This window comes from Lentisphaera profundi, from assembly GCF_028728065.1.
Taxonomy (GTDB): Bacteria; Verrucomicrobiota; Lentisphaeria; order Lentisphaerales; family Lentisphaeraceae; genus Lentisphaera; species Lentisphaera profundi.
Map to the genome: position 1 here is coordinate 1,080,537 of NZ_CP117812.1, position 12,793 is coordinate 1,093,329.

Sequence of the window (12,793 nt, forward strand, 5' to 3'; positions counted from 1 at the left end):
TTGATTAATAATAGGGAAATTATATCTTTTTATTTCGAATAATTAACAGGATTGAACCTACATGAAGTACCCAGAGTTAAATAGGGCACAGCTTCGCATTCTTCCCTTAGCAGAAAGAATGAATAAAGTGAAAATTGAAGAAAGTTATGTTCCTGGTGACGCACAAGCTCGAGAATTAGGGGCTCACGGCTCCCGAGTAATGGAGACTTTATTAGCACGTATACTTGAAGCGAAAAAGAATGATAAACCGGTGATGTTAGCTTTCGGCGCACATTCAATAAAAAATGGTTTAGGTCCCGTACTTATCGATTTAATGGAACAAGGTTACCTCAATCATTTAGCCACCAATGGTGCGGGCGTTATTCATGATTGGGAGTTTGCTTTTCAGGGTGAATCGAGTGAAGACGTGCAGAGCAACGTTGAAAAAGGTCAGTTTGGTATTTGGCAAGAAACGGGTTATTACATAAATTTAGCGATCAATGTTGGTGCTTATGAAGGCAAAGGTTACGGTGAATCTGTAGGTGCAATGATTGAAAATGAAGGTTTAATGATCCCTTCAGTGGAAGAGTTAAGGTCGCGTATCACGGTTCTTTTAGAGCAAAACCCAGAAGCAGTAGCGGCCTCAGCAGATTTACTTTCGATTATTCAAAAATTTGATTTAGAAGCAGGATTTTTATCGATTCCTCATCCCTATAAAAAATATAGCGCTCAAGCGGCAGCTTACCGTTTAGGCGTGCCATTTACGAGTCATCCAATGATTGGGCATGATATAATTTATAATCACCCAATGAACCATGGAGCATCCATCGGCCGAAGTGCGCAAACAGATTTTTTGCGCTATGCGCATAATGTTTCGCTCTTGGATGGAGGTGTTTATATGTCCATTGGCTCAGCAGTTATGAGTCCCATGGTTTTTGAAAAATCTTTATCAATGTCGCAAAATATCCACATTCAAAATGGCGAACACATGGATAAGCATTACATGGTGGTAGTAGACTTAGCTGAAAGTCAGTGGGATTGGGCAAATGATGGTGAGCCACCGATGGATAACCCCGCTTATTATTTACGCTACTGTAAGACTTTTAGTCGTATGGGAGGAACAATGGAATATGTTTGTGCAGATAACCGGGACTTCTTGTTGCATTTATCCCAAGGCCTTATTTAATACAAAAAACAACTTTAAAACTTGGAATTACTATGTTAAACCACGTTCGCCAGGCTTTTGATGACCTCAATACTTGCCTCAATGAATTTATCAATGATGAAGAAAATTTTAAGAAGATAGCTGCACTTGGAGAACAGATGGCGAAAGCTTTTTCCAATGGCAATAAAGTACTCATTGCCGGCAATGGCGGAAGTCATTGTGATGCCTTGCATTTTGCAGAAGAATTTACAGGTCGTTTTCGCAAAGAACGCAAAGCTTTACCCGCAATTGCATTGGGTGATGGCGCTCACATAACTTGTACCGCGAATGACTATGGTTTTGAATACATTTTTTCTCGCATGGTAGATGCTTACGGTCAGGAAGGCGATATCTTTATTGGTCTGAGTACTAGTGGTAATTCTGAAAATATTATCAAGGCCATGGAATCATCTGAACAAGCCAAAGTAACTACAGTAGGTTTACTAGGCAAAAATGGTGGTAAACTGAAAGGACGTTGTGATTATGAATGGATTGTTCCTGGCATGACCTCAGATCGCATTCAAGAAATTCACATGGCCATTCTCCATATTTTAATTGAAGTCGTTGAACGTCACCTTTTCCCTGAAAACTATTAAGGATCATAATGAATAATATAATTTTTGCACACGACAGTTTTTTAAGCCATAATCACCAATATGATAATATGCAGATTTTTGCTCTTGTCGCAATTTTCACTGTGGGTATCATTGCTTTTGTCGCTAAAAAGAAATCTGTTTAAGTTTTATTAAATCTATTTCTCAGTCATTTGTCGCTTACACATTAATAGTGTAAATCACCCTTTATTCGCTAATTAAAATGAAGTCAATTTTGTGAACTGGAAATTAATACAACTCATCTTTTTCAAAGAGTTACGCGAGTTCGTACGTGATACTCGTACGCTCTTGTTAATGATTTTTATTCCTGCATTTCTTTATCCAGGACTACTTTTAATTACGGCGCAAATGCGTTCGGTACAAGAGAATAAGTTACAGGCTCAAACTTATACGATTTTGGTTCAAGGCGATGATCGTGGCTTAGTTAAAAAAATTGAGAATGATAATTTAATCTTTACTGAAGATGAGAAAAAACAGCATGACCTAGCGCTAAAATTTTCAGGGAACGATAAATCAGTCGATATTCCTCATATAGCAATTTCATACGATAGCACCAATAGTCAGTCACTGTATGTTTTAGATTTGGTGAAAGATGAGTTAGAAATAGTCAATAGGGAATTGCGCAAGCAAAATCTTGCGAAATTCGGCTTGGATGAAAGTTTTTTGCGGCCATTGCAAATTGACTTCATAAAGACAAATTCAGAAAAACAAGAAGGCCGTTTCTTAGCGGGAAAAGTATTGCCTGGTCTGATTCTAGTGATGCTCACGGTAGCAGCAGGCTTAATGGCTCAAGAAGTCACCGCAGGTGAACGTGAATCCGGAACCCTAGAAACACTTTTATGTACTCCCGCAAAATATACTGAAATAGTGATGGCCAAGTTATTTACCGTTACGACGATTGGCTTTTTATCTGGCTTGCTCAATGTGATATTCATGGGCATAACTTTCAGTAATATTGGTTACCTCTTAGCGAAAAGTACGACCGGAACTGAAATGGTCTTGCCCGATACTTTTTTGCCTGACTTTGTTTCTTTGCCGCTGATTTTAGCCGTCTTAGTAGCATCAGCACTGACCTTAAGTGCGCTCATTGTTTTTATTACTTCCTCAGCCTCAACTCGCCAAGAGGCCTCTCACTACTTGAGTCCCTTACTCATCTTAATGCTGTTGCCGGTGATGTTTAGTACTCAGCCTGGCGTAGAGAGTTCTTGGCAATTTGCTTTAGTGCCAGGCTTAAATTTCTGCCTCATCATGCAGGACTTATTTTTAGGGAAATATCACTGGGACCAACTTTGGCTTTTCTTTATAAGTAACTTCATTTTCTTAGCCTTCTTTATACGCATGACTATCAACCTTCTTCAGAGCGAGTCATTTTGGAATAAGGGCGGTGGGATTACGGCGGCGTTTAAATTAAAAAACAAACAGACAAATCAACAAATCATCCCAGAAGAAGGGGCGATGATTTTTCTCACTTGTTCGGCCTTATTTCTTTTGTTGGGCACTCGTTTACAGACTTGGAATGTGGCTTTGGGTTTGCCACTTTCGCAATTTCTAATCTTTGTATTCCTACCACTTTATTACCTCAAGAAAACCCGCAGTAAGTTTAAAGATATATTGAGTCTGAGACCAGGCTCACCAAAACTGGCAGTGATTCTAGCCTTCTCTGTTCCTGCTATTATCGTTTTATCACAAGCACTGAAACGTCTCTTAACAGATTTGGGTTTCCCTTCTGGAGGAGAAGAAGGTGCACAAGTGGTCGTTGATATTGTACAAAATAATGGAGTTGTCAATGCTTTGTTAATTGTGGCACTCACTCCCGCCATCTGTGAAGAATTTCTTTTTCGTGGAATCCTCTTAAATGCCAGTAAAGGCTGGAAAACTTTTTCCGCTATAGCGCTCAATGGACTTCTATTTGGTGCTCTTCACATGTCGGTAGCCAATATGCCTGCCTTGACGCTGATGGGAGCTTACATGGCCTATATAGTGTGGAAAACCTCTTCGATTTACCATTCTGTGCTCGTACACTTTTTAAATAATTCATTAGCGGTCTTAATGATTTATTACTCGACAAAAGAAGTCATTAGTGAAGAAAAGTTTATCGCAACTATTGAGCACCCGGCCTGTATGGCAGCTGCATTTGTTTATTTACTATTTGCCATTTACTCGGTGAAAAACTGTAAAAAAGGCGACGCGGATGCGTAAGTTTTTTTGTGAAGAAATTAGCGCAGTAGGGGACTTAGTTAAAATAGATAAAACTGAGTCTCGCCACATTCTACAAACGCTGCGCATGCAAGAAGGCGACGAACTTTTAATGATGAATGGAGAGGGCTTAATTGCGCACGCTGAAATCGCGCAAGTAGAAGGTAGAAATACACTTTACTGTAAGATTAATAAACTTGACTTAGCGCAAAAGCCAGGACTGAAAATCAGTCTTTTTGTTGCCCCACCATCGAACGGAACCTTAGCATTGATTCTCAAGCAAGCAGTGGAATTAGGTGTGGATAGTATTTATTTAATGTCTTGTCAGTATTCGGTAAGTAAATCAAAAAAAGAAAAAAATGTGCATGCCGAACTCATTTCTGCCGCTAAGCAAAGTGGCAATCCCTACCTACCCAAAGTGGTGTCAGGTTTGAGTTTTCGAGAAGCCTTAGCTTTGGCGCCCCAGCACAATTTTTATGGTGCTGTTCCTAGTGATGATTATACTTCTCCAGAATCAAACATAAGTGAAGCGGGAGTTTGGATTGGACCAGAAGGGGGCTTTTCAGAAATTGAACTTCAGGAAATACAGAACTTGGGTGCTTGCCCTCTAGCCATTGGACCCTATATATTAAGAGTTGAAACCGCAGTAAATTCCGTTTGTTCAGTCCTAATGTCTAAGTATGGGAGTGCTTAATGGCCGTTTTTAGTTTAAATGCACCAGATCTAGATTTTGATCAGTGTTTCAGTAATCATCAGAGAACTCAGGTCTGGCCTTTTAGTTTTGAGATCAATGGGGAATTGTGGGAACATAGCAAAGACGAGATCCTTAGCCTTCCTCAAGAGCAACTTATCGAGGGTTTAGTTAATCCACTCGAAGAGTCGTCGCTATCTTCACTCTCTCAATTAAGTGATGAACAGTTTCAGGAATTTTTGAAATCTAGCTTAGAATACTTTATTGGCTTAGCAGATAAAGGCCTTAAATATATCGTTCTTAAAGCTTGTTTTAAAGATGAGATTACTCATACACACCACGATGTGCAGTCTCGCATTGTGCTCTTTTTTAATTACATCTTAGAGCATGAAAAAAGATTGAGCTATTATTTCCCGGTTTCGTTAAATACCCTGGAACATTCTCCTGAACTCTGTAAAGGAATTTGGTACCTCTACCAGCTGATTTCGAGTCCGCGCATCAAGTTTCGTTTAACGATTCCTTTCCCTTATGATTTAAGTCGTTTTAATAAACTAAACCGCCTCTTTGCGTTCGAGATTAAGCAATTGCGTTTATTGCTTCCTGTCGGTTTTAATTCAGATTCACTATTTTCGATGATTCGTCAGCTCAAAGAGCTTAATTATTCAGGGAAAATGATATTCAGTGCCGACGAGCCCAAGCTGAGCAATATCGAGTACTTAATTGAAGAAGTAGAAAACCTCTATAAAAAATAGGCAAATCATTGAAGTCTTTTTTCAAAAAGGAGACTATATAATTTTTACTGTCTGACTATATTGAGCCAATTTTTATTTGGAGTCAATAATGTTTGAAATTACTGAATGGCAAAGAAGTGGTGATAAAGCCACGAGAGCCCTCGTTATTCTGATGCATGGCTATGGAGCCGATATGCACGACTTAGTATCCTTATCATCGGCTTTTGGTGAAGGCGTCGTCACTTATAGTCTGAATGCACCTGGTTTACTTCCTTCTCCAGAAGGAACGATCATGGGCCGTTCATGGTTCAATCTTATCTCTAGCCCTTTTGGTATGGAATATGATTTAGAGGATGTAGAAGATTCTGCTCAAGCAGTAAAAGTATTTTTAGAAAAAATCATTCCTAAAGAAAACGCGCCTAAAGTTTATTTATTAGGCTTTTCTCAGGGTGCCTGCTTAGTTCATCACTTACTCTTGCGAGAAGCGCAAATGATTGATGGTGGCATTGCTTTGAGTGGACGTTATGTGGATGAAGTTTTTGATGGTGATTTTGATTGGTCTCAGCTCAAAGGAAAAGATTTATTTATGAGCCATGGAGAAAGTGACTTTGTGATTCCTTATGAATCGAGTGAGAAAATCAGAGAGTTTTATAAAAGTCATAAAATGAATTTTGAGTTTACGAGTTTTCCGGGGGCACATGATATCCCGCTTAAAGTTTTTAAAGCAATGAAAAATTGGTTTAATAAGGTATGTAAATGAAAAAGTTTAATCTTATAGCAGCAGCAAAAATCAGTATTGTGGACAGCTACGAAAATGCTAATATTTTAATTTTCAAAAATGCTGATTTTGGCTTTAGTGGCCTCTGTGTGCAGGGTTCTTTAATAAGCCCTTTATTTCAAGGAAAAACAGAGCGTGAACCCTATGATTCTTGCCGTGAATGGTTTAGTGAACATCAAGATGGTTTTCTTGATGTGGAAACACTGAAGCTGGATGACACTCAAGTTCTACGTGCATTAGAGCGATCAGAAGATACACTTAAAAATTCTTAGTGAGTCAATAAATGGAAGCGGTAATTAACTCAATACTTCCTGTATTTGCACTTATCGTAATTGGTAAGTGCCTACATTATTACCGTTTTTTCAAAGATGATTTTTTTAAGCAATGCAATGACTTGGTCTACTACATTGCATTGCCCTCATTTCTTTTTATTTCCGCAGCTAAATCATCACCACAAGAAGCCTTAGGCACATTTAAATTTAGCTTGGTACTTATTTTCTCCGCCACAATTTGTGCTTGTGTGGGCTTGTTGTTAAGTAAACAGTTTAAATTTTCTAAGGCTCAAACTGCGACGGTGGCACATGTGGCCTTTCGGGGCAACTTAGCTTATGCGGGTATGCCTGTTATCTTTTTACTGTTCACGGCTAAATCATATAGTGAAGCCGATCTCGCTTTAGCTGTCATTCTGATTTTACCCGTTATTATTTTTTATAATGTTTTTGCTTTGTTTCTCTGTATGCGAGGCAGTTCCTGTAAGGATAGCCAGTCAATGAAAAATGTAGGCTTACAAATAGCTAAGAACCCTTTGATTATCTCTAGTATACTGGGCTTGATTTGTGCAGATGGTAGAGTTCCCATTCCAAACTTTGCCGAAACTACCTTTCAAAGTTTGGGAAAAATGAGTTTCCCTTTGGTACTAATTAGCCTGGGTGCCTCATTGTCATTTTCTCAGAGTCGAAAAATATTTAAAGAATCATTAATGGTAGCTTCTTTGAAATGTATTGTGTCGCCAATGATAACTTATGGTCTATTGCAATTTCTTGAACCCAACGAAGCGCAATTAAATGCAGTGATGATCTATGCCGCTTGTCCGAGTGCGGTGTCTTCTTACATCTTTACGACTCGCTTTGGTGGTTGGACAGAACTCAATTCTTCCGCGGTAGTACTCAGTACGATTATGTCATTACCCGTCATGTCGGTACTCATTTATATTTTATAGGAATTTAAGATGAAAATTGAAATCAAAAAAATTTGCTATAAAAATCAGCAACAAGCTCAAGATTTGATTTTTTTACTCAATCACTATGCCATGGATCCTATGGGTGGAGGAAAAGAATTAAATCCTTATGTGACAGAAAACCTTGTTGCGAAACTCGCTAAATTAGCTCATGCGAGTACTTACATTGCTTATGCCAATGAGAAGCCTGCGGGCTTACTTAACTGCTTTGAAAGTTTATCAACTTTTTCGGCTAAGCCTTTGATTAATATTCACGATTTGATGGTGCATAGCGATTACCGTGGCTTAGGTATAAGCCAAGAGATGCTCAAGAGGCTGGTAGATGATGCTGAAGAGCAGGGTTGCTGTAAAATCACACTAGAGGTCTTGGAGGGTAATAAGGTAGCTTTAAACGCCTATAAGAAGTTTGGTTTTGAGAACTATCAGCTCGACCCAGAAGTCGGCCAAGCCATATTTATGGAAAAAAAGCTTTAATAGTAAGAGCTTATACCTGAGCAAGCACTCGGCGTGTTTTTTCGATAGCTTCAGCGAGAAAGGCTTTGGGTTCACGTTTTCGGTATTCTGGATTGTAGAGTTCGAGTGATATACAGCCTTTGTAGTTAATTTCTTTAAGTGGTTTTAAATAGCTAAGTAAATCTATTTGGCCATCTCCAGGCAGTACACGATGTTTATCTAAACCAGCTTTTTTGCTGGGCTTCAAATCTTTGGCAGCATCCGCGAATTGAAAAATGCTAATCATATTTGGATTTAGATTATAGAGGCTATTAGGAGAATCCTCTGTCAAAAACATGTGAAAAGTATCGGGTATCACCTGAGCCTTGCGTTCGCCAGAGAGTAGGGCAATGTGAACGGCATCGGCTAAGTATTCGAGACCGGGAACAAAATTCAAAAAGATAATACCGGGATCTAAGTTATATTCCTTGGCCATTTGGCATATTTCTGAGTAAGCCCATGCCGCATTATAATGATTGAGAGCTTCTTTACGGCCAAATTTGGGTATGATTTGGGCATGGCTGGCTCCGATTTCACTAATCATACGCAAACGGTTTTTATGGATATCGCGTTCTTGATTAAAAGTTTCTTTATCAGGTGCGAGTGATCCCCAGACACCTATGACGCTAGGAACAAACATCCCCAAGTCTTTCACTTTTTTAGCTAAATCTGTAAGGCTTTTTCCTTGATCTTCATGAGCTTTTAATTCTTTATCCCAGGGTTCAATGGCATCAAAACCGGCAGCAGCAGCGAGCTCGATTTTTGTTTCTAAGGGGATATCTTTGGAGAGCGTAGCTGTATCTAAACAAAGTGGCCAAGGACTATTACCCGATTGCCAAGTTTTTTCTTTAATTGAATGATGATCATGTTTTACATGAGAACATGAAGATAATGCCATAGTTGTCGCGCTAGCAGTGATAGCTGATTTTATAAAGTCTCTTCTTTTCATAGTATCCCTTTTTTTATTTACACGTTTTAAAAACTTTTCTGTAACACTCAGATATAAATGAATTTCCGTTTTATCTTTGCTTTAGGTTTGATCTGTTTAGTTTCTTTTTGAACTTTCGGATGCTCACTAATAGGGCTGTTTTCAGTTTTTCGATCTTCAATCACCGCATTTTTTACTTCATCGACTTTAAGTTCTGAGCCAATTTCAAATTCTTGTGCTTGCCTCAGGACCCCCGATTCTTGATAGACTTGCGCATTTGTATTAGGAGCGCAAAAAAGTGTTTTTTCGGAGTCGATTGAGTATGATGCGAGTCCACTTAAGTGTATATTTTTCAAGTTCATAACCGCAAGGCCGGGTTTATCTATGGGGATAATGCTAAGCTTGTATTTACCGGGTTTATTTATATAAAAACTTCCTATCTTAAAATCTTTAAAATCCGCCCATGATTTTGTATTCTGTACCTTTGAGAGAATTTCTTGGCCATCTAAAAGTACCTTATACTGACTACCGTTATCATCTATATAGGCTTGGTTTAAAGTGATATTTAAATCCCCCGCTTGCTGAATATTAATGTCCCAGTAAACACGAGTCTCTCTATTATTCCAGAACTCAATGGCGCCATTAATAATACGCGCTTCATGTTTATTAATGAATTGGGCGTCATTTCCATCTAAGGTAAAATTATGTGAGGCCGCAATTTTACGCTTCTGTAAAAATTCACTTATTGAGTAAATTGAGTAAGGAAGTTTCGCTATAATTTCAGGACTATAATTTTTATAAAGTTTTTTATGTTTTCGTTTATAGACCTGATCGTTGAGGTACCAAGCGAGAGCTTGTATTTGGAAATTATTTAGCGCAACTTCAGAGTGTTTTTGTTTTATGTATTTCACAAGAGCTAGGTGACCATTTGTCTTGGGGGTGAATTTTTTGATGTCCCCATTAATTGTGATATTTGCGAAATCATTTTGATGACAAGCTTGGCAATGCTTATTAAATAGAGTTTCGGCGTACTCAGTGAAGCTGGCTTCATCTTGCTCGGAAATTGAATATAAAGTTCTGGGACTAAAATCCTGCAAAGGACTTATGCGTATCTTTTTAATGCTAACTTCACCCATGAACCTCATATGAAGAGTCGAGCGTATTTGCTCTTTTGAAGCTTTGGATAATTCTCTATTCTCATCATAAAAATCAGGGTTGAATTGGGCTTCGGAACCTTTGTATGACTTCGACTTTTGCTCAGGTAAAGTCAAGCATGCTTGTTCGTTTTTTTGATGCCTATAGAGCATCGTTAAGCGAAAAAACTTTTGAGACGAAGCTTCATCTTGTGGGTACTTAACTTTGATATCGTTAAAATAAAAATCTTTCAAATCATGAAATTGTATGAGTAAATCAATTTGGTAGTTAGAATGAAGATTTTGACTCTCAAGTACACCTGTGCCACGTAAGAGATTGTCTTGAAAATGGAATGAATGATTTTTGAATTGCGTGTGATTACTACCATTAAATAGGTAGTTTGATTGAGCTGATAAGTCACAAATCATTAAAATAAAAATCATTAAGTAGGGGTAATTCTTCATTTGGTCTCCAGCGTTTATTTATTACTATAGTAACAAATAATAGACTTATCAAGCATACTAGTATATATCTATTATACTTTAATATGAAATAAGCACAAAAAAGGCCGACAATTAAGTCGACCTTTTTATAATCAATTAATCTTAAAGATTATTTGATGAAGAGCATCTCTGTGTAGTTAGGGAGAGGCCATAGGTCGTCGGCAACAGATACTTCAAGAGCATCAGCAGCCGAACGAACTTCTTGCATAGCAGGAAGAAGTGTAGAAGAAAAATATTTACATTCTTCAAGAGCATCTTCGATATGCTTACTACGAACTTCTTTAAGTGCGGCAACTGAAGAAGTAAGAGCTGCAATTTGACCAGTAACAGCTTGGAGAGCTGACTTGTCGCCTTCTACGCCAGCGGCACTAAGAGAAGCGATGTTCTCGGCAAGTTCCGTTTGGTAGCGAATACATGCAGGAAGGATCTGAGTTTCAGCCATACGCTCAGTGAGGTTAGCTTCAACATTGATCTTAAGGCAGTATTGCTCTTGGTAGATGTTTTGACGTGACTCAAGCTCAATCTTAGAAAGTACGCCTTGTCTTTCGAACATAGCGATGTTTTCAGGAGTAGTGAGTTCAGGAAGTGCTTCTGCAGAAGTTTTAAGATTCTTAAGACCACGCTTAGCAGCTTCAACTTGCCACTCATCAGAGTAACCATTACCATTGAAGACAACTTGACCACTTTCGTCCATTACGTCTTTAACAACTTCAAGAACAGCAGCTTCAATTTCCATTCCGCCATTGATTTTAGCTTCTAAAGATGCGCCCATAGTTGTAAGAGCATCAGCCATCATAGTGTTAAGTGCGACTAAAGGACCAGCGATTGATTGCATTGAACCAACAGCGCGGAATTCGAAGCGGTTACCAGTGAAAGCGAAAGGAGACGTACGGTTACGGTCACCAGCATCACGTGGAAGCTCAGGCATTGAATCAACACCGAGGTTCATTAAGCCACCCTGGATAGAGGTAGTTGCTGAACCTGATTTTTGAATCTGAGCAAAAACATCAGCAAGTTGAGCGCCGAGGTATACAGAAAGAATTGCCGGTGGCGCTTCATTTGCACCAAGACGGTGATCGTTAGATGCAGATGCAATAACGGCACGGAGAAGACCTTGGTTCTTTTGTACGGAAGAAATTACAGCTGCACAGAAAATAAGGAATTGCGTATTGTCGTGAGGATTAGTGCCAGGATCAAGGAGGTTACCCTGAGTCGAGTTACCAAGTGACCAGTTAACGTGCTTACCAGAACCATTAAGACCAGCGAAAGGCTTCTCGTGGAAAAGAGCCGTCATGCCGTGCTTTTTAGCAACTGCTTTGATAATAGTAACTGTGAGCTGCTGGTGATCTGTAGCAAGGTTAGCCGTTTCGAATACCGGAGCAATTTCGAATTGACCAGGAGCAACTTCGTTGTGACGAGTTTTTACTGGGATAGCAAGCTTGAAACATTCTTGTTCAAAATCCATCATGAAGTTAAGAACGCGTGCAGGTACTGCACCGAAATAGTGATCATCGAATTCTTGGCCTTTAACAGGTGCAGCACCGAAAACGGTACGATCAGCAGAAATTAAGTCAGGACGTGCAAAGAAGAAGTTAGTATCTACGAGGAAATACTCTTGTTCAGGACCAGCGAAAGAAGTTACTTTCGTTACATTGTCGTTACCGAGAAGCGTAAGAACTTTCTGAGCTGCTTTATCAACAGCCTGCATTGAACGAAGTACTGGAGTCTTTTTATCAAGAGCTTCACCAGTCCAAGAAACGAAACAAGTAGGGATACAAAGAGTTGTACCATTGTCAGATTCTAGGATGTATGCAGGAGAAGTGATGTCCCACGCTGTGTAACCACGTGCTTCGAAAGTGTCACGAATACCACCGTTAGGGAAAGATGATGCATCAGGCTCACCTTGAACGAGCAGTTTGCCAGCAAACTCAGTAATGCATTTGCCTTCGCCATCAGGAGAAAGGAAAGAATCATGCTTCTCAGCAGATGAACCAGTAAGAGGATAGAAAACGTGCGTGTAGTGAGTTGCACCTTTTTCAAGTGCCCAATCTTTCATCGCAGTTGCAACAACATCAGCAGCGTTGAGATCGAGTGTAGAACCAGTTTCAATAGTAGATTTAACTGATTTGTAAGTGTTCTTAGGAAGACGTGCTTTCATTACTTCGTCAGTGAAAACATTGCAACCGTAGAACTCAGTTACAGGGTTATCAATGTAATTCATTGTCTCGACGTACGTTCCGTCGATAACTGCCTGGATGGCATTATTTCTTGAGATAGAACCACTCATGCTGTTTAGCCTCATTTTT

At 39.2% G+C, this 12,793-nt stretch carries 13 protein-coding genes; 10 read left to right on the forward strand and 3 right to left on the reverse strand.

The window, feature by feature from the left end; translation table 11 throughout:
- Window positions 1–61: 61 nt before the first annotated feature.
- The 10 genes from PQO03_RS15765 to PQO03_RS15810 all read left to right on the forward strand — a co-directional run bounded on the left by PQO03_RS15765 (window position 62) and on the right by PQO03_RS15810 (window position 7,904).
- The gene (locus tag PQO03_RS15765) at window positions 62–1,165 is read left to right on the forward strand and encodes a GSU2086 family protein (RefSeq protein WP_476408972.1); all 1,104 of its coding nucleotides are present in this window, start codon (window positions 62–64) and stop codon (window positions 1,163–1,165) included.
- Window positions 1,166–1,197: 32 nt separating this feature from the next.
- A complete protein-coding gene (gene gmhA, locus PQO03_RS15770) occupies window positions 1,198–1,779 on the forward strand; it encodes a D-sedoheptulose 7-phosphate isomerase (RefSeq protein ID WP_274154152.1) in 582 nt (193 codons plus the stop codon).
- Window positions 1,780–1,787: 8 nt separating this feature from the next.
- Window positions 1,788–1,922, forward strand: a complete 135-nt coding sequence (locus tag PQO03_RS15775) for a hypothetical protein (RefSeq protein ID WP_274154153.1) — start codon at window positions 1,788–1,790, stop codon at window positions 1,920–1,922.
- Between the two features lie 91 nt (window positions 1,923–2,013).
- Entirely contained in the window at window positions 2,014–3,996 is a 1,983-nt protein-coding gene (locus PQO03_RS15780; RefSeq protein ID WP_274154154.1) for an ABC transporter permease subunit/CPBP intramembrane protease, read from the forward strand.
- The gene (locus PQO03_RS15785) at window positions 3,989–4,687 is read left to right on the forward strand and encodes a 16S rRNA (uracil(1498)-N(3))-methyltransferase (RefSeq protein WP_274154155.1); all 699 of its coding nucleotides are present in this window, start codon (window positions 3,989–3,991) and stop codon (window positions 4,685–4,687) included. Before PQO03_RS15780 ends, PQO03_RS15785 begins: the two co-directional genes overlap by 8 nt.
- The gene (locus PQO03_RS15790; RefSeq protein WP_274154156.1) at window positions 4,687–5,436 is read left to right on the forward strand and encodes a hypothetical protein; all 750 of its coding nucleotides are present in this window, start codon (window positions 4,687–4,689) and stop codon (window positions 5,434–5,436) included. The genes PQO03_RS15785 and PQO03_RS15790 overlap by 1 nt, the downstream gene beginning before the upstream one ends.
- Window positions 5,437–5,524: 88 nt before the next feature.
- Window positions 5,525–6,175 (forward strand): alpha/beta hydrolase, encoded by a 651-nt coding sequence (locus PQO03_RS15795; RefSeq protein WP_274154157.1) that lies wholly within the window; start codon window positions 5,525–5,527, stop codon window positions 6,173–6,175.
- Window positions 6,172–6,465 (forward strand): hypothetical protein, encoded by a 294-nt coding sequence (locus tag PQO03_RS15800; protein ID WP_274154158.1) that lies wholly within the window; start codon window positions 6,172–6,174, stop codon window positions 6,463–6,465. The genes PQO03_RS15795 and PQO03_RS15800 overlap by 4 nt, the downstream gene beginning before the upstream one ends.
- 11 nt (window positions 6,466–6,476) lie before the next feature.
- A complete protein-coding gene (locus PQO03_RS15805; protein ID WP_274154159.1) occupies window positions 6,477–7,412 on the forward strand; it encodes an AEC family transporter in 936 nt (311 codons plus the stop codon).
- Window positions 7,413–7,421: 9 nt separating this feature from the next.
- Window positions 7,422–7,904, forward strand: coding sequence for a GNAT family N-acetyltransferase (locus PQO03_RS15810; RefSeq protein WP_274154160.1), 483 nt, complete (start codon window positions 7,422–7,424; stop codon window positions 7,902–7,904).
- A 10-nt stretch (window positions 7,905–7,914) separates the two neighbouring features.
- On the opposite strand, the gene PQO03_RS15815 is transcribed toward PQO03_RS15810, so the two are convergent.
- The 3 genes from PQO03_RS15815 to PQO03_RS15825 all read right to left on the reverse strand — a co-directional run bounded on the left by PQO03_RS15815 (window position 7,915) and on the right by PQO03_RS15825 (window position 12,774).
- Window positions 7,915–8,871, reverse strand: coding sequence for a sugar phosphate isomerase/epimerase family protein (locus PQO03_RS15815; protein ID WP_274154161.1), 957 nt, complete (start codon window positions 8,869–8,871; stop codon window positions 7,915–7,917).
- Window positions 8,872–8,918: 47 nt separating this feature from the next.
- A complete protein-coding gene (locus PQO03_RS15820) occupies window positions 8,919–10,448 on the reverse strand; it encodes a DUF5077 domain-containing protein (RefSeq protein ID WP_274154162.1) in 1,530 nt (509 codons plus the stop codon).
- A 148-nt stretch (window positions 10,449–10,596) separates the two neighbouring features.
- Window positions 10,597–12,774 (reverse strand): glutamine synthetase III family protein, encoded by a 2,178-nt coding sequence (locus tag PQO03_RS15825; RefSeq protein ID WP_274154163.1) that lies wholly within the window; start codon window positions 12,772–12,774, stop codon window positions 10,597–10,599.
- Window positions 12,775–12,793: the final 19 nt, after the last annotated feature.

Bases quoted from the DNA above. Each gene is read 5' to 3' on its own strand.
- PQO03_RS15785 (WP_274154155.1), top strand. From the start codon at position 3,989: ATGCGTAAGTTTTTTTGTGAAGAAATTAGCGCAGTAGGGGACTTAGTT.
- PQO03_RS15775 (WP_274154153.1), top strand. From the start codon at position 1,788: ATGAATAATATAATTTTTGCACACGACAGTTTTTTAAGCCATAATCAC.
- PQO03_RS15790 (WP_274154156.1), top strand. From the start codon at position 4,687: ATGGCCGTTTTTAGTTTAAATGCACCAGATCTAGATTTTGATCAGTGT.
- PQO03_RS15805 (WP_274154159.1), top strand. From the start codon at position 6,477: ATGGAAGCGGTAATTAACTCAATACTTCCTGTATTTGCACTTATCGTA.
- PQO03_RS15800 (WP_274154158.1), top strand. From the start codon at position 6,172: ATGAAAAAGTTTAATCTTATAGCAGCAGCAAAAATCAGTATTGTGGAC.
- gmhA (WP_274154152.1), top strand. From the start codon at position 1,198: ATGTTAAACCACGTTCGCCAGGCTTTTGATGACCTCAATACTTGCCTC.
- PQO03_RS15795 (WP_274154157.1), top strand. From the start codon at position 5,525: ATGTTTGAAATTACTGAATGGCAAAGAAGTGGTGATAAAGCCACGAGA.
- PQO03_RS15820 (WP_274154162.1), bottom strand. From the start codon at position 10,448: ATGAAGAATTACCCCTACTTAATGATTTTTATTTTAATGATTTGTGAC.
- PQO03_RS15765 (WP_476408972.1), top strand. From the start codon at position 62: ATGAAGTACCCAGAGTTAAATAGGGCACAGCTTCGCATTCTTCCCTTA.
- PQO03_RS15825 (WP_274154163.1), bottom strand. From the start codon at position 12,774: ATGAGTGGTTCTATCTCAAGAAATAATGCCATCCAGGCAGTTATCGAC.
- PQO03_RS15815 (WP_274154161.1), bottom strand. From the start codon at position 8,871: ATGAAAAGAAGAGACTTTATAAAATCAGCTATCACTGCTAGCGCGACA.
- PQO03_RS15810 (WP_274154160.1), top strand. From the start codon at position 7,422: ATGAAAATTGAAATCAAAAAAATTTGCTATAAAAATCAGCAACAAGCT.